Raw genomic sequence first — 15,644 nt, 5'->3', positions numbered from 1 at the left:
ATCAGCCGCGCTTGGCCAGGCCCATCTTGATGCGACCTTCCGCCGGGGTCATGACCCGTGCACCCAGGCGGCTGAGGATTTCACTCGCCCGCTCCACCAGTTGGCCATTGGTCGCCAGCACCCCCTTGTCCAGCCACAGGTTGTCTTCCAGGCCGACCCGCACGTTGCCGCCCAGCAGCACCGCTTGTGCGGCCATCGGCATTTGCATGCGGCCGATGCCGAAGCCGGCCCACACCGCGTCGGCGGGCAGGTTGTCGACCATGGCTTTCATGGTGGTGGTGTCGGCCGGCGCGCCCCACGGAATGCCCAGGCACAGTTGGAACAACGGGTTATCGAGCAGGCCTTCCTTGATCATCTGCTTGGCGAACCACAGGTGGCCGGTGTCGAAGATTTCCAGCTCGGCCTTCACGCCCAGCTCTTGAATGCGCTTGGCGCCGGCACGCAGTTGTGCCGGGGTCGACACGTAAATGGTGTCGCCGTCGCCGAAGTTCAGGGTGCCGCAGTCCAGGGTGCAGATTTCCGGCAGCAGCTCCTCGACGTGAGCCAGGCGGGTCAGCGGGCCGACCAGGTCGGTATTGGGGCCGAACTCCATCGGGTGCTCGCCGCCGCCGATCTCCAGGTCGCCGCCCATGCCGGCCGTGAGGTTGACGATGATGTCGATGTCGGCCTCGCGGATGCGCTCCATCACTTCGCGGTACAGGGCGACGTCGCGGCTGAACTTGCCAGTGTGCGGATCACGCACATGGCAGTGCACCACGGTGGCACCGGCCTTGGCGGCTTCCACCGCGGCGGCGGCGATTTGCTTGGGGGTGACCGGCACGTGCGGGCTTCTGGCGGTCGTGTCGCCAGCACCGGTGAGTGCGCAGGTGATGATGACGTCGTGGTTCATGAGGCAGGTTCCTTACAGGCGTGGTGGTGCCGTTCGCAGCCAGGAGCGGCTGCGAAACGGTGATGCGGATCAGGTTATTTGCTGCTCAATTGCAGGTTGGCGGCGGCCGGTTTGCCGTCGAACGTGGTCACCCCTTCGAGCCAGCGCTGCTGGTCTTGCGGGTGATCCTTGAGCCACTGCCTGGCGGACTCGAGGGCGTCCTTGTGATCCAGCAATGGCTGCATCATTCGGCTCTCGTCGGCGGCAGTGAAGGTCAGGTTGGTCAGCAGCTTGTGGACGTTGGGGCACTGCTCGGCGTAGTTCGGCGCGGTAACGCTCCACACGGTGGCCATGCCTTCGTTCGGGCCCAGGGCATCGTCGCTGCCGGTGAGGTAAGTCATGGCGACGTTGACGTTCATCGGGTGCGGCGCCCAGCCGAAGAACACCACCGCTTCCTTGCGGCGCACCGCACGGTCGACGGCGGCGAGCATGCCGGCCTCACTGGATTCCACCAGCTGGAACTTGCCGAGGCCGAACTGATTCTTGGCGATCATGGCCTTGATCTGGGTGTTGGCGCCCGAGCCAGGCTCGATGCCGTAGATCTTGCCGCCCAGCTCTTTCTCGAACTTGGCGATGTCGGCGAAGGTTTTCAGGCCTTTGTCGGCGAGGTACGTGGGGACTGCGAGGGTGGCGCGGGCGTCTTCCAGGCTCGGCTTGTCGAGGACCTTGACCTGCTTGGCGTCGACGAACGGCGTGATGGTCTGGGTCATCAGCGGGTTCCAGTAGCCGAGGAACAGGTCCAGGCGCTGGTCGCGGATGCCGGCGAAGATGATTTGCTGGGAGGCGCTGGTCTGTTTGGTCTTGTAGCCGAGGCCGTCGAGCAACACTTGGGTCATGGCGCTGGTGGCGATTACGTCGGTCCAGTTCACCACGCCCATGCGCACGTTCTGGCAAGAGGCCGCATCGGCAGCCAGGACGTTCGTGCTCAAAATGGCGCTGGCGCTGAGTGCGAGCACGCAGCGGCTGATCAGTCGGTTCATGGTGGATCCCTCGGCAGGTCGTTATTGTGGGGGCCGGCGTCTTTGTGCGCCGTGAGGCCAAGTTACGCAGCTTGCAGGTCGAGAAAACGCACGGCGGCGACTCGCTCTTGCACTGCAGCGACCTGCCCCCTTGAATCCGCCCATGAACGGGAGTATCACAGTGCCACGCTGCCCGTCCGACGAGAGCGCCACCATGTCCCAGGATTTCTACTTTCTGCTGATGCCGGGTTTCTCGGCCATCGGTTTTATCTCCGCGTTGGAGCCACTGCGGGTCGCCAACCGCTTTCGTGGTGAGCTGTACCGCTGGCACATACTGAGCGCCGATGGAGGGGCGGTACTGGCGAGCAATGGCATGTCGGTCAACGCCGATGCCGCGCTGGAACCCCTGAAAAAAGGCGCGACGCTGCTGGTGGTGGCCGGCTTCGAGCCGCTGCAGTTCGCCACGCCTGCGCTGGAGCACTGGCTGCGCCGCCTCGACCACGATGGCGTGACCCTCGGCGCCATCGACACCGGCGCGTGTGTGCTGGCCGAAGCCGGTTTGCTCGACGGCCACCGGCTGACCCTGCACTGGGAAGCCATCGACGCCTTCAAGGAATCTTATCCACAGCTCATCGTGACCCAGGAGCTGTTCGAGATCGACCGCCGGCGCATCACCTGCGCCGGCGGCACCGCTTCCATCGACCTGATGCTCGACCTGATCGCCCAGGCCCACGGCCCGGACCTGGCGATCCAGGTCTCCGAGCAATTCGTGCTCGGGCGTATTCGCCCACGCAAGGACCACCAGCGCATGCAGATCGCCACGCGCTATGGCATCAACAACAAGAAGTTGGTGCAGGTGATCGGCGAAATGGAGCAGCACACCGAACCGCCCCTGAGCACCCTGGCCCTGGCGGAGGCGATCAAGGTCACGCGGCGCCAGCTGGAGCGCTTGTTTCGCCTGCACCTGAACGACACACCGAGCAACTTCTACCTCGGCCTGCGCCTGGAAAAAGCCCGGCAACTGCTGCGCCAGAGCGATATGAGCGTGCTGGAAGTGAGCATTGCCTGCGGGTTTGAGTCGCCGTCGTACTTCACCCGGAGTTATCGGGCGCGGTTTGCGAAATGTCCGCGGGAGGACCGGCGACGGGAGGCGGTTTGACGGCCAATTATAGTAGATTATACTCGCTACTATAATTTATAGTCCTTTGCATAATTGAGTATAAAACCATGTCCAAGCACAGCGGCTTTGTATTCCGCCGTCCCGCCCTGGCCAGCAGCATTGCCGATGGCCTGGTGGGGGCTGGCATCCAGGATTTCACCTCGGGCCTGTTTCTAGCGGCGCCGCGTCGCACGGGCAAAAGTACATTTTTGCGCGAGGACCTGATCCCGGAGTGCCAGCTGCGCGGTTGGCTGGCGGTGTATGTCGATCTGTGGGCCGACAAAGAGAAAGACCCTGCGGAGTTGATCGCCAGTGCAATCGCCGCCGCGCTGGTGCCCTATGAAAAGGGCATTCGCAAGCTGGCCAAGAACATTGGCATCGAGAAATTAAGCTTCCTGCGTACCCTGTCCTGGGACTTCACCAAGCCACAATTGCCCGTCGGTGCGACGCTGACCCAAGCCTTGGAATTGCTCCACAGTGCTGCGGAAAAACCCGTTGTGCTGGTGATTGATGAAGCACAGCACGCCTTGACCACCGAGTCAGGCATCAATGCGATGTTCGCGCTGAAGGCCGCCCGGGACCAGCTCAACCAAGGGCGTGACGAGGAGGGCAGCGGTTTGCACCTGGTGTTCACCGGTTCCAACCGCGACAAGCTGGCCCATTTGGTGCTGGGCAAGAGTCAGCCGTTCTTCGGGTCCAGCATCACGCCGTTCCCGTTGCTCGGCAAAGAGTTCACGCGAGCCTACACCGCGCACCTCAACGCACATTTGGCTAAAACCAATCAGTTCAACGCCGCCGACATTGATGACGCCTTCGAGCTGGTAGGCCGTCGCCCCGAAATGCTGCGCACCATTATTGGCGAAGTGGCGCTGGAGCTGGGCGAAGCGAGCAATCTGGGCCAGTTGCTGCACAGCCGCGCCGAATTTCTGCGTGCCGGCGTGTGGACGGAATTCGAAAGTGCCTGGAACAACCTCACCGTCCCCCAGCGAGCCGTGCTCGAGGTCATGGTGCAGCGCTCGCAGAACAACGAACCCTTTGCGCCGTTCACCGACAGCACCCTCACGGCGGTGAGCAAGGCGCTGGAAGCCATGGGCAGCGATGTGGTGCCGGGCACCCAGACGATTCAGGCCTGTATCGATGCCCTGCGCGACAAGGAACTGGTGTGGAAGTCGAGCCGGGGCGGATATGCCCTGGAGGACAAAACCTTCGGCGATTGGCTGCTGCGCAAGCGCTGAAGGGCAACGCGGGTCAAATGTGGGAGCTGGTTTGCCTGCGATAGCGGTCGATCAGGCAGTGATGCGTTATCTGGCAAACCACCATCGCCTGCAAGCCAGCGCCTACAGGGGGTTGGTGTGTGGCTTATTTCTTCAGCAGGGCCGAACACGCCGCCTTATAGGCTTCATGCTGATACTTGTTCAACGAGGCCGGCAGCTCGAAGTTGTGTTTCTTGTTCTGTGCATTGATGGTCTGCGGCGACAGCAGCGTCACTTCAACCCCCTCCAGCAACTGAAACACGCCTTCGATCTTGAACGTGGTCGGGCCGCCGGCGAACTCGCCTTTTTTGCTGCGCTTCTTGATCGCGATCCGGGTGATGGCGTTGGCCTGCACGAACGCCTTCACCTGTGCCGCAAAGGCTTTGACGTTGGCGGCTTCATCGTCGTCTTCAAGCGCGATTTTCTTGGTGGCCAGGGCGATGTGGGCCAGCGCCTGGTTATCCAGGGAGGCAACGGCGATGATGGCTTCGCTGCCTTTGATTTCGATGCCGCAGAGAGTCATGAGTAGCCTTGATTCAAGAGGAAAGTGACGGGGATTGTCGCTTATTCCTGCCCGATCGACTCCAAAAACTCCGACCGCTCATCACTCATCCGTGCCAGGCAGTCATTTTGCGCAATCGCGTAGGCCTTGGTCCCGTTCACCGCTGGGAAGGTGTCCACGGCGCAGTCGGCGTCACGCAGTTTTTCCCACTTTTGCTGGGCATCCTTCAGACGAGCGGTAATGTCGGCGAGTTTGGTCTTGTCGCTGCCATAGGTCGAACCCATGCGTTCCAGCAGGCCCTGGTAGTTATCCTTGAGCAGCTGTTCGGCGGTGGTTTTGTTGTAGGTGGCGCATTCCAGGGTTTGCTTGTCGTTTTCGATGCCATCGCACGGCGTGCTGTCGGTGTCTTCGGCCGCGTGGACGCCGGTTGCGATGAGTGCCAAAGCCAGGAAAATCGATTTCATTGCGCCGTCTCATATCAGGTGATGCGGAATTCTGGCTCAAGCGTAAGACAAATAACAGCCGCCAGTCAGACACCTCTTAACAGCCTTTGTCGCGGATTGACGCTTTCGGCAATTCCCCTGTCGTTTTTGCACCCGGCTCGGGTTTGCCCTGGGCATATGCTGGCCCCAAAGCGCCGGCAGACGATTCGGCGCATGAATCGCCAATAAGGGGACGCCTGATGAGCCCAGCCGAATTGCACGCCGACAGCATCGTTATCGACGGGCTGATTATTGCCAAGTGGAACCGCGACCTGTTCGAGGACATGCGCAAAGGTGGCCTCACCGCCGCCAACTGCACCGTGTCGGTGTGGGAAGGGTTCCAGGCCACGATCAACAATATCGTCGCCAGCCAGACCCTGATCCGCGAGAACAGCGACCTGGTGATCCCGGTGAAAACCACCGCTGACATCCGCAAGGCCAAGGAGCAGGGCAAGACCGGCATCATCTTCGGCTTCCAGAACGCCCATGCGTTTGAAGACCAGTTGGGCTATGTCGAGATCTTCAAGCAGCTCGGCGTCGGTGTGGTGCAGATGTGCTACAACACCCAGAACCTGGTGGGTACCGGCTGCTACGAACGCGATGGCGGCCTGTCGGGCTTCGGACGCGAGGTGGTCGCCGAAATGAACCGCGTCGGCATCATGTGCGACCTGTCCCACGTCGGCTCCAAGACTTCCGAAGAAGTCATCCTCGAATCGAAAAAACCGGTGTGCTACTCCCACTGCCTGCCTTCCGGCCTGAAAGAGCACCCGCGCAACAAGTCCGATGAAGAACTCAAGTTCATTGCCGACCATGGCGGTTTTGTCGGCGTGACCATGTTTGCGCCATTCCTCGCCAAGGGCATCGACTCGACCATCGACGACTACGCCGAAGCCATCGAATACACCATGAACATCGTCGGCGAAGATGCCATCGGCATCGGCACCGACTTCACCCAGGGCCATGGCCAGGATTTCTTCGAAATGCTGACCCATGACAAGGGCTACGCCCGCCGCCTGACCAGCTTCGGCAAGATCATCAATCCGCTGGGCATCCGCACCGTGGGCGAGTTCCCCAACCTCACCGAGACCCTGCTCAAGCGCGGCCACAGCGAGCGCGTGGTGCGCAAGATCATGGGCGAGAACTGGGTCAACGTCTTGAAGGACGTTTGGGGCGAGTGAATACCTCCGGAGCCTACTCCGCTCGCCGATAGCTGCGTCAGGTCCTCGCGCCAAACTCGCCGTACGTCCCGTACTGCCTCGCTTGTCGCTCCGGTCCTTCCTTGCTCTCGACGTGCTCGCTACGGCTCCAAAGTCATTCACACGGCTTGTTTATAAGAGCAAAGCAAAAGCTTTGCTAAGCACTGAAAACGAATTTTCTGGAGTTAAGTTTCCATGGCCAAGATCGCCCCGCAATTGCCTATCGAAGTCGACAGCGAAACCGGTGTCTGGACCTCCGACGCCCTGCCGATGCTGTACGTGCCGCGCCATTTCTTCGTCAACAACCACATCGGTATCGAAGAAGTGCTGGGCGCCGAGGCCTATGCCGAGATCCTCTACAAGGCCGGCTACAAATCCGCCTGGCACTGGTGTGAAAAAGAAGCCGAATGCCACGGCCTGGAAGGCGTCGCGGTGTTCGAGCACTACATGAAGCGCCTGTCGCAACGTGGCTGGGGCCTGTTCAAGATCCAGGACATCGACCTCGACAAAGGCACGGCCAGCGTCAAGCTCGAACACTCGGCGTTTGTCTACGTGTACGGCAAGGTCGGGCGCAAGGTCGACTACATGTTCACCGGCTGGTTTGCCGGCGCGATGGACCAGATCCTGCAGGCACGCGGCAGCAGCATTCGCACGGTAGCCGAGCAAGTCTACGGCGGCTCCGAAGAGGGCCACGACGACGGCCTGTTCACCGTCAAGCCGTTGTAAGTCGAGGAACCCTGCCATGGCTTTCGAAGCAATGTTCGCGCCGATCCAGATCGGCAAACTGACCATTCGCAACCGCGTGCTCAGTACCGCCCACGCCGAGGTGTATGCCACCGACGGCGGCATGACCACCGACCGCTATGTGAAGTACTACGAAGAGAAAGCCAAGGGCGGGATCGGCCTGGCGATCTGCGGCGGGTCTTCCAGTGTGGCCATCGACAGCCCGCAAGGCTGGTGGAAATCGGTGAACCTGGCCGACGACCGCATCATCCCGCACTTTCAGAACCTGGCCGATGCCATGCACAAGCATGGCGCCAAGATCATGATCCAGATTACCCACATGGGCCGCCGCTCGCGCTGGGATGGCGAGCATTGGCCGACCCTGCTGTCGCCCTCGGGCATCCGCGAGCCGGTGCACCGTGCGACCTGCAAGACCATCGAGCCGGAAGAAATCTGGCGTGTGATCGGCAACTACGCCACGGCGGCGGCACGCGCCAAGGCCGGTGGCCTGGACGGCGTGGAACTGTCGGCGGTGCACCAGCACATGATCGACCAGTTCTGGAGCCCGCGGGTCAACAAGCGTACCGACGAATGGGGCGGCAGCTTTGAAAACCGCATGCGGTTCGGCCTGGAAGTGTTGAAGGCGGTGCGCAAGGAAGTCGGTCCGGATTTCTGCGTCGGCATTCGTTTGTGTGGCGACGAATTCCACCCGGACGGCCTGTCCCACGAGGACATGAAGCTGATCGCCAAGTACTACGACGACACTGGCATGCTCGACTTCATCGGCGTGGTTGGCTCGGGGTGCGACACCCACAATACCCTGGCCAACGTGATCCCCAACATGAGTTATCCACCGGAGCCGTTCCTGCACCTGGCGGCCGGTATCAAGGAAGTGGTCAAGGCCCCGGTGCTGCACGCGCAGAACATCAAGGACCCGAACCAGGCCACGCGGATTCTGGAAGGTGGCTACGTCGACATGGTCGGCATGACCCGTGCGCACATCGCCGACCCGCACCTGATCGCCAAGATCAAGATGGGCCAGGTCGACCAGATCAAGCAGTGCGTTGGCGCCAACTACTGCATCGACCGTCAGTACCAGGGCCTGGATGTGCTGTGCATCCAGAATGCTGCGACGTCCCGTGAGTACATGGGCGTGCCGCACATCATCGAGAAGTCCACCGGGCCCAAACGCAAAGTCGTGGTGGTCGGTGCCGGCCCGGCGGGGATGGAAGCCGCACGGGTGGCTGCAGAACGGGGCCACGACGTGACCCTGTTCGAGAAGAAAGACTTTATCGGTGGGCAAATCACTACCGCTTCCAAAGCCCCGCAACGCGACCAGATCGCCGGCATCACCCGCTGGTTCCAGCTGGAGTTGGCGCGCCTGAACGTAGACCTGCGCCTGGGCGTGGCGGCGAATGCCGACGCGATCCTCGACCTGCGCCCGGATGTGGTGGTGCTGGCCGTCGGCGGGCATCCGTTCCTGGAACAGAACGAACACTGGGGCGCAGCCGAAGGCCTGGTAGTCAGCAGCTGGGACGTGCTCGATGGCAAGGTTGCGCCGGGCAAGAACGTGCTGGTGTACGACACCATCTGCGAATTCACCGGCATGTCGGTGGCGGACTTCCTGGCGGACAAGGGCAGCCAGGTCGAGATCGTCACCGACGACATCAAGCCGGGCGTGGCCGTCGGCGGTACGTCGTTCCCGACCTACTACCGCAGCATGTACCCCAAGGAAGTGATCATGACCGGCGACATGATGCTGGAAAAGGTCTACCGCGAAGGCGACAAGCTGGTGGCGGTGCTGGAGAACGAATACACCGGCGCCAAAGAGGAGCGGGTGGTCGACCAGGTGGTGGTCGAGAACGGCGTGCGCCCGGATGAAGAACTCTATTACGAGTTGAAAGCCGGCTCGCGCAACAAGGGCCAGATGGACATCGAAGCCCTGTTCGCGATCAAGCCGCAGCCGTGCTTGAGCGAGGCGGGTGAGGGTTACTTGCTGTTCCGCATCGGTGACTGTGTAGCGCAGCGCAATACCCACGCCGCGATCTATGACGCCCTGCGCCTGTGCAAGGATTTCTGACCCACCTGATCGTTCCCACGCTCCGCGTGGGAATGCCGCCCTGGACGGCTCTGCGTCCGCTCTTAAGGTCGTGACGCAGAGCGTCACAGGATGCATTCCCACGCGGAGCGTGGGAACGATCATTGACCCCGAGATCTGTGGGAGCTTCACCATGTTGAACACCTTGCTTCCTGTTCTTTTGTTCGCAGCGATAGGCCTCGCCGTCCTCGGCGCCCTGCGCCGGGTGAACATGTGGCGCCGTGGCCGTGCATCCAAAGTCGACCTGCTGGGCGGCCTGCTGGCCATGCCCAAGCGCTACATGGTCGACCTGCACCACGTGGTCGCCCGTGACAAATACATCGCCAACACCCACGTCGCCACCGCCCTGGGATTTGTGCTCTCGGCGTTGCTGGCGATTCTGGTGCATGGGTTCGGCCTGCATAACCGCATCCTGGGCTACGCCTTGCTGCTGGCTTCGGTGTTGATGTTTATCGGTGCCACGTTCGTCTACCTGCGTCGGCGCAACCCGCCTGCGCGCCTGTCCAAAGGCCCGTGGATGCGCCTGCCGAAAAGCCTGATGGCGTTTTCGGTGAGTTTCTTCCTGGTGACGTTGCCGGTGGCCGGGGTCCTGCCTGCGGACTTCGGCGGCTGGTTGCTCGCTGTGCTGCTGAGCCTTGGCGTGCTGTGGGGCGTGTCCGAAATGTTCTTCGGCATGACCTGGGGCGGCCCGATGAAACACGCCTTCGCGGGCGCCCTGCACCTGGCCTGGCACCGCCGTGCCGAGCGCTTCGGTGGCGGTCGCTCCACCGGCTTGAAGCCGCTGGACCTCAGCGACAAGACCGCGCCATTGGGGGTGGAAAAACCCAAGGATTTCACCTGGAACCAACTGCTCGGCTTCGACGCCTGCGTGCAGTGCGGCAAGTGCGAGGCCGCGTGCCCGGCATTCGCCGCCGGCCAGCCGCTGAACCCGAAAAAGCTGATCCAGGACATGGTGGTCGGCCTGGCCGGCGGCACCGATGCCAAGTTCGCCGGCAGCCCTTATCCCGGCAAGCCTGTCGGCGAACACAGCGGTAACCCGCACCAACCGATCGTCAATGGCCTGGTGGACGCCGAGACCCTGTGGTCCTGCACCACCTGCCGCGCCTGCGTGGAAGAGTGCCCGATGATGATCGAGCACGTGGACGCCATCGTCGACATGCGCCGCCACCTCACCCTGGAAAAAGGCGCCACGCCGAACAAGGGCGCCGAGGTCCTGGAAAACCTGATCGCCACCGACAACCCCGGCGGCTTTGCGCCGGGCGGACGCCTGAACTGGGCGGCGGATTTGAACCTGCCACTGCTCAGCGACAAAGGCCGCGCCGACGTGCTGTTCTGGGTCGGCGACGGCGCATTCGACATGCGTAACCAGCGCACCCTGCGGGCTTTCGTCAAAGTGCTCAAGGCCGCCAAGGTCGACTTCGCCGTGCTCGGCCTCGAAGAGCGCGACAGCGGCGACGTGGCCCGCCGTCTCGGCGATGAAGCCACCTTCCAACTGCTGGCCACGCGCAATATCCAGACCCTGGCCAAGTACAGCTTCAAGCGCATCGTCACCTGCGACCCGCACAGTTTCCATGTGCTGAAAAATGAGTACGGCGCCTTTAACGGTGACTACGTGGTGCAGCACCACAGCACCTTCATGGCCGAGTTGATCGGCGACGGCGCGCTGAACCTGGGCCAGCACAAGGGCAACAGCGTGACCTATCACGACCCGTGCTACCTGGGCCGCTACAACGGCGAATACGAGGCGCCGCGCCAGGTGCTGCGCGCGCTGGGCATCGAGGTCAAGGAGATGCAACGCTCGGGCTTCCGTTCACGCTGCTGCGGCGGCGGCGGTGGTGCGCCGATCACCGACATCCCCGGCAAGCAACGTATCCCCGATATGCGCATGGAGGACATCCGCGAAACCGGCGCCGAGCTGGTCGCCGTGGGCTGTCCGCAATGCACGGCGATGCTGGAAGGTGTGGTCGAACCGCGCCCGATGATCAAGGACATCGCCGAACTGGTGGCTGACGCGTTGCTTGAAGACGCCGCACCGGCCAAGACCCTGAAACGCGAACCTGCGGAGGTGCACTGATGAGCGACATTATCCGCCGCGACCCACGGGCCGAATGGATCGCCCGCAACCGCCTGCACCCGTTGCATGCAGCGATGCAGCCGGCGCAACACAGCTGGATGGGGCCTAACGGTGTGATTCGCAAAAACGTCCACGGTGTCGGGTTCATCGGCCCCAACGGCATCAAGCGCATCGACCGCAGCGGCGCCCAGCAGGGCGGCGCGGCCAAGCGTACGACGGCGGTGCAGGTGCAGTTGCCGCTGCACCAGGTGCCTGCGCCGGCGTTCTACATCAACGTGGTGCCGGACATGGTCGGCGGCCGCCTGAGCAGCCACGACCGCGACCTGCTCGGCCTCGCGCGGCAGCTTGCCGGCAGTGACGGCGCGGTGCTGGCGGTGGTGTTTGGCGAGCATAAGGAAAGCGCCTTTGCCACGGCCGGGGTGGATCGCCTGCTCGTGCTCGACGGCCACGAATTCGACGGTTATGCACCGGAACAACGCGTGCAGGGCCTGCGTGCTGTGGATAACCAGTTCAACCCGCGTCATTGGTTGCTGCCCGACAGTCGCAGCGGTGGCGGTGAGTTGGGTCGGCGCTTTGCCGCCAGCCTCAAGGAACGCCCGGCCACGCGGGTGTGGCAGATCAAGGGCCAGGAGTGCATTGGCCGCGCCGGGGCGGGCCAGGAGGACTTGGCGCGACCGCTGCCGCGCCTGATCCTGGCCGCCGCCGAGTGCGCCGAGCCGGTCAGCGAGACCCGCCACGAAGTGTTGCCCGTGGAGTTATCCACGAGCCTGGCGCGCAGCCTGCCGCGCATCGAAGACCTCGGCGCGGTGGCGGTGGATCCGGCAGCGATTCCGATGGCCGAGGCCGAATTCATTTTCTCTGGCGGCAATGGCGTGAAGGACTGGGCGCTCTTCCACCAGACCGCCGCTGCATTGGGCGCCACCGAAGGCGCATCGCGCGTGGCGGTGGACGACGGCTTTATGGCCCGCGATCGCCAGGTCGGCGCCAGTGGCACTTGGGTGACGGCGCGGGTGTACGTGGCCGTGGGGATTTCCGGGGCGATCCAACACCTGCAAGGCATCGGTGCCTGCGACAAGGTGGTGGCGATCAACCTCGACGCGGGCTGCGACATGATCAAGCGTGCCGACCTGTCGGTAATCGGCGAAAGCGCCGCGATTCTGCAAGCCTTGATCGATGCGGTGCAGACATACCGCAACGGCGCCAAGCGCGATGCGGCTTAAGGATATGGCCATGACCACGAATGTAATCAGCCTGGTGTCCATTGGCGCCCACCCGACCTCCGGCCGCCCACGTCGCGCCGAACAGGACGCGCGCGCGGTCGAGTTGGGCCTGCAGATGGCGGGGGACAAATTGCAGGTGCTGCACGCCGGCGATATCCACGAGCCGACCTTGCGCAGCTACCTGGGCATGGGTTTGCCGCAGCTGCACGTGCTCGAACAACCGGCCGGCGCTGATGCGTTGCCGGTGCTCAGTGATTATTTGCGCGAGGCCGGCGCCCAGGTGGTGCTCACCGGCAGCCAGGCCGAAACCGGCGAAGGCTCGGGAATGTTGCCGTTCCTGCTGGCCGAGCAGTTGGGCTGGCCGCTGATTGTCGGCCTGGCGCAGGTGGAGTCCATTGATGGCGGCGTGGCCCACGTGCTGCAAGCCTTGCCCCGTGGCCAGCGGCGCCGCCTGAAGGTACGCCTGCCGTTCCTGGCGACTGTGGATAACGCCGCGCCCAAGCCACGACAAAGCGCCTATGGCCCCGCGCAACGCGGCGAGCTGGCGGCCCATGAGGTTGAGGTCGAGCAGGACGAGTTATTCACCGGCGCGCTGTTGCAGCCGGCCAAGCCACGGCCCAAGCGCCTCAAGGTGATCAAGGCCAAGAGTGGCGCTGACCGCATGAAGGCGGCCACGGCCAAGGCCAGCGGCGGCGGCGGGCAAGTACTCAAGGGCGTGAGCGCCGAAGAGGGCGCCCAGGCCATTCTCAAGCTGCTCATCGAAGAAGGCGTCGTGCGTTGATTCAGGGCATTACGATGCCTGTGTGGGAGCTGGCTTGCCTGCGATGGCTTCATCGCGGTCTTGCCCTGGACCGGGTCGCCTGCATCGCGGGCAAGCCCGCTCCCACAGAAAAGCCGGCTGGGCCGGTGTTTTTGCGGCGCGCCTGGAGGATTACCCACAATCCCTGTTGATCCACCTGTGGATAACCTGTTCGCGGTTGTCCACACCCCCTGCAAAACAAGCCCTGTAGCCCTCTGTATGAAAAACAACCAGCCTAACTGACGGTTTTTCCTTGGGTTTTTCTGTTATTCAGCGCCTCTCTGTCCACAGACTTTCCCCCAAAGTCTGTTGGCGCTTCTGTGGATAAGATGTTCGCTATCGGCTGCAGGCCATATAAACAGGGACTTTCAGGTGGTTGGTCGAAATATGATCAATTAGGCAATATTACCGGCTGTGTGAGCCTGGATACCCCGGTTTATGAAGGTTTGAAGCGGTTTTCCACAGCGCTGGCAAAGTTGCCCCCAAAGTCTGTTGGTGCTTCTGTGGATAAGGTGTTTGCGTACCGCTGCAGACCACGGATTATGTGGCTTGCAAAGGGTTGGTCAAAAAGTGATCAATAGGTCTCTGGAACCGTGAGCTTGAATAAGTCACGGATTTTCTTCAGTTAATTTTGGGCGGGTTGCGCAGTTGCCCACAATTGCTGTGGGTGGCTTTGTGGATAAGTTGTTGGGTAAAGGCTGGAGGGCACAGTGGTAAAGGGGTGTAGCGGGGTTGATCAATTATTGATCACTGCGTGGGACTAAAAGTGGGAGCGGGCTTGCCCGCTCCCACATTTTTATCTGTGGTGTGTCAGTTACTCGTGAACCGCAACGCCCTTGAGGTAAGGCGCGGGCGCCGCCCCCAGGTTGTTGAGCATGCGCTCGCTGTACCAGTCCACGAAGTTCACCACGCCAAATTCATAGGTCTTCGAGTACGGTCCTGGCTGGTAGGCCGTGGAGTTGATGCCGCGCTGGTTCTCTTCGGCCAGGCGCCGGTCCTGGTCGTTGGTGGCGTCCCACACCTGGCGCATGCGCTCCACGTCGTAGTCCACGCCTTCGACGGCGTCCTTGTGCACGATCCACTTGGTGGTGACCATGGTTTCCTGGGCGCTGATCGGCCACACGGTGAACACGATGATGTGGTCGCCCATGCAGTGGTTCCACGAGTGCGGCAAGTGCAGGATGCGCATTGAGCCCAGGTCGGGGTTCTTGATGCGGCCCATGAGCTTGGCACAGCCCTGCTTGCCGTCCAGGGTCATCGACACGGTGCCCTTGAGCAAAGGCATGCGCACGATACGGTTGCGCAGGCCGAAGCTGGCGTGGGCGTAAGGGATTTTCTCGGCATCCCAGGCGGCGGCCGAGGCGGCGACGTGGTCCTTGAAGGCCTGGTCGGCGCGCGGGTCGGTGACGTCGTCCCATTCCAGCAGGGTTTTCAACAGCTCCGGGTGCGACGCGTTGCAGTGGTAGCACTCGCGGTTGTTTTCCAGCACCAGTTTCCAGTTGGCTTTTTCCATCAAGGTGGTTTGCACCGCCACCTTGGTGTTCTCCATGTCGTACGGTTCCATGTAGTGATTGAGCGTCGACAGGAAGTCATCGATGGCCGGCGGATTCTCGGCCAGGCTGATGAAGATGTAGCCGCCGGCGGTCTTCACGTTCACTGGCTTGAGGCCGTACTGCTTCATATCGAAGTCGGCGCCCATCTCGGTGCCGGCGAACAGCAGGCGGCCGTCCAGCTCGTAGGTCCATTGGTGGTAGTGGCACACCAGTTTGGCGACCTTGCCCTTGTCGCTGGTGCACAGGCGCGAGCCCCGGTGGCGGCACACGTTATGGAACGCATGCACGACGCCTTCGGCGCCACGGATCACGATGATCGGGTTCTTGCCCACTTGCAGGGTCAGGTAGTTGCCCTTGGTAGGGATTTCGCAGGTCATGCCGGCGATCAACCACTCTTTCTGGAAAATCTCCTGCATGTCGATATCGAACAGCCGTTCGTCAGAGTAGAACGGCTGCGGCAGCGAGAAGGTGCGCTCGCGCTCTTGCAGCATTTGCGCGGTGGCCTTGCGTGCGGGTTCCAGCGGATCGCCCAAGCTCAGGGTTGCGGTGACGTCCATCGTGTGTGTCCTCATGGCCATTCTGTGTGGCCGGGATAAGTGGCTACGGTTGTTGCTGTGCAAGGCGTAAAGAAAGCGTCGTTGTTGGGAGCGAGTGTGGGGCCGCAGATGCCCCGAACCTTATCCATGAGCGACATGGCC

At 62.3% G+C, this 15,644-nt stretch carries 13 protein-coding genes; 8 read left to right on the top strand and 5 right to left on the bottom strand.

The features are described from left to right. Position 1: 1 nt before the first annotated feature. Together JFU04_RS27255 and JFU04_RS27250 are read right to left on the bottom strand one after the other, a co-directional pair. Positions 2–889: a 3-keto-5-aminohexanoate cleavage protein gene (locus tag JFU04_RS27255; protein WP_065904795.1), complete on the bottom strand. Its 888-nt coding sequence runs from the start codon at positions 887–889 to the stop codon at positions 2–4. 74 nt (positions 890–963) lie between these two features. After that, the gene (locus JFU04_RS27250; protein ID WP_065904794.1) at positions 964–1,908 is read right to left on the bottom strand and encodes a choline ABC transporter substrate-binding protein; all 945 of its coding nucleotides are present in this window, start codon (positions 1,906–1,908) and stop codon (positions 964–966) included. A 193-nt stretch (positions 1,909–2,101) separates the two neighbouring features. On the opposite strand from JFU04_RS27250, the gene JFU04_RS27245 reads away from it, so the two are divergent. Together JFU04_RS27245 and JFU04_RS27240 are read left to right on the top strand one after the other, a co-directional pair. Continuing rightward, positions 2,102–3,046: a GlxA family transcriptional regulator gene (locus tag JFU04_RS27245; RefSeq protein WP_201146455.1), complete on the top strand. Its 945-nt coding sequence runs from the start codon at positions 2,102–2,104 to the stop codon at positions 3,044–3,046. Between the two features lie 68 nt (positions 3,047–3,114). Beyond that, complete coding sequence (locus JFU04_RS27240) at positions 3,115–4,281, top strand: AAA family ATPase (RefSeq protein WP_065904792.1); 1,167 nt, start codon at positions 3,115–3,117, stop codon at positions 4,279–4,281. 124 nt (positions 4,282–4,405) lie between these two features. Here JFU04_RS27240 and JFU04_RS27235 read toward each other — a convergent pair whose 3' ends face one another. Further along, positions 4,406–4,822 (bottom strand): DUF3010 family protein, encoded by a 417-nt coding sequence (locus JFU04_RS27235; protein WP_065904790.1) that lies wholly within the window; start codon positions 4,820–4,822, stop codon positions 4,406–4,408. Between the two features lie 41 nt (positions 4,823–4,863). Continuing rightward, the gene (locus JFU04_RS27230; RefSeq protein ID WP_034109800.1) at positions 4,864–5,265 is read right to left on the bottom strand and encodes a lysozyme inhibitor LprI family protein; all 402 of its coding nucleotides are present in this window, start codon (positions 5,263–5,265) and stop codon (positions 4,864–4,866) included. A gap of 218 nt (positions 5,266–5,483) precedes the next feature. Between JFU04_RS27230 and JFU04_RS27225 the strand changes: the two genes are divergently transcribed. The 6 genes from JFU04_RS27225 (at position 5,484) to etfB (ending at position 13,375) form a co-directional block, all read left to right on the top strand. Next, complete coding sequence (locus JFU04_RS27225; RefSeq protein ID WP_065904789.1) at positions 5,484–6,461, top strand: dipeptidase; 978 nt, start codon at positions 5,484–5,486, stop codon at positions 6,459–6,461. A gap of 213 nt (positions 6,462–6,674) precedes the next feature. Next, complete coding sequence (locus JFU04_RS27220) at positions 6,675–7,205, top strand: DUF5943 domain-containing protein (RefSeq protein WP_065904787.1); 531 nt, start codon at positions 6,675–6,677, stop codon at positions 7,203–7,205. Positions 7,206–7,221: 16 nt separating this feature from the next. Next, positions 7,222–9,282 (top strand): dimethylglycine demethylation protein DgcA, encoded by a 2,061-nt coding sequence (gene dgcA, locus JFU04_RS27215; protein ID WP_201146032.1) that lies wholly within the window; start codon positions 7,222–7,224, stop codon positions 9,280–9,282. A 151-nt stretch (positions 9,283–9,433) separates the two neighbouring features. Continuing rightward, on the top strand, positions 9,434–11,374 hold the full coding sequence (dgcB, locus tag JFU04_RS27210) for a dimethylglycine demethylation protein DgcB (RefSeq protein ID WP_201146031.1): 1,941 nt from the start codon (positions 9,434–9,436) through the stop codon (positions 11,372–11,374). Next, positions 11,374–12,594: an electron transfer flavoprotein subunit alpha gene (gene etfA, locus JFU04_RS27205; RefSeq protein ID WP_065904781.1), complete on the top strand. Its 1,221-nt coding sequence runs from the start codon at positions 11,374–11,376 to the stop codon at positions 12,592–12,594. The genes dgcB and etfA overlap by 1 nt, the downstream gene beginning before the upstream one ends. 10 nt (positions 12,595–12,604) lie before the next feature. Continuing rightward, positions 12,605–13,375 carry an electron transfer flavoprotein subunit beta gene (gene etfB / locus JFU04_RS27200; protein ID WP_120450242.1) on the top strand — a complete coding sequence of 257 codons (771 nt, stop codon included), beginning with the start codon at positions 12,605–12,607 and terminating at the stop codon, positions 13,373–13,375. A gap of 832 nt (positions 13,376–14,207) precedes the next feature. On the opposite strand, the gene gbcA is transcribed toward etfB, so the two are convergent. Continuing rightward, positions 14,208–15,503: a glycine-betaine demethylase subunit GbcA gene (gbcA, locus tag JFU04_RS27195; RefSeq protein WP_065904777.1), complete on the bottom strand. Its 1,296-nt coding sequence runs from the start codon at positions 15,501–15,503 to the stop codon at positions 14,208–14,210. Positions 15,504–15,644 lie beyond the last annotated feature (141 nt).

Origin of the sequence: Pseudomonas sp. TH21 (assembly GCF_016651025.1) — a bacterium.
GTDB lineage: Bacteria > Pseudomonadota > Gammaproteobacteria > Pseudomonadales > Pseudomonadaceae > Aquipseudomonas > Aquipseudomonas aylmerensis.
This window is presented reverse-complemented; position numbering and strand designations above follow the sequence as displayed.

Bases quoted from the DNA above. Each gene is read 5' to 3' on its own strand.
- JFU04_RS27240 (WP_065904792.1), top strand. From the start codon at position 3,115: ATGTCCAAGCACAGCGGCTTTGTATTCCGCCGTCCCGCCCTGGCCAGC.
- gbcA (WP_065904777.1), bottom strand. From the start codon at position 15,503: ATGGACGTCACCGCAACCCTGAGCTTGGGCGATCCGCTGGAACCCGCA.
- etfB (WP_120450242.1), top strand. From the start codon at position 12,605: ATGACCACGAATGTAATCAGCCTGGTGTCCATTGGCGCCCACCCGACC.
- etfA (WP_065904781.1), top strand. From the start codon at position 11,374: ATGAGCGACATTATCCGCCGCGACCCACGGGCCGAATGGATCGCCCGC.
- JFU04_RS27220 (WP_065904787.1), top strand. From the start codon at position 6,675: ATGGCCAAGATCGCCCCGCAATTGCCTATCGAAGTCGACAGCGAAACC.
- JFU04_RS27230 (WP_034109800.1), bottom strand. From the start codon at position 5,265: ATGAAATCGATTTTCCTGGCTTTGGCACTCATCGCAACCGGCGTCCAC.
- JFU04_RS27255 (WP_065904795.1), bottom strand. From the start codon at position 889: ATGAACCACGACGTCATCATCACCTGCGCACTCACCGGTGCTGGCGAC.
- JFU04_RS27245 (WP_201146455.1), top strand. From the start codon at position 2,102: ATGTCCCAGGATTTCTACTTTCTGCTGATGCCGGGTTTCTCGGCCATC.
- dgcB (WP_201146031.1), top strand. From the start codon at position 9,434: ATGTTGAACACCTTGCTTCCTGTTCTTTTGTTCGCAGCGATAGGCCTC.
- JFU04_RS27250 (WP_065904794.1), bottom strand. From the start codon at position 1,908: ATGAACCGACTGATCAGCCGCTGCGTGCTCGCACTCAGCGCCAGCGCC.
- dgcA (WP_201146032.1), top strand. From the start codon at position 7,222: ATGGCTTTCGAAGCAATGTTCGCGCCGATCCAGATCGGCAAACTGACC.
- JFU04_RS27225 (WP_065904789.1), top strand. From the start codon at position 5,484: ATGAGCCCAGCCGAATTGCACGCCGACAGCATCGTTATCGACGGGCTG.
- JFU04_RS27235 (WP_065904790.1), bottom strand. From the start codon at position 4,822: ATGACTCTCTGCGGCATCGAAATCAAAGGCAGCGAAGCCATCATCGCC.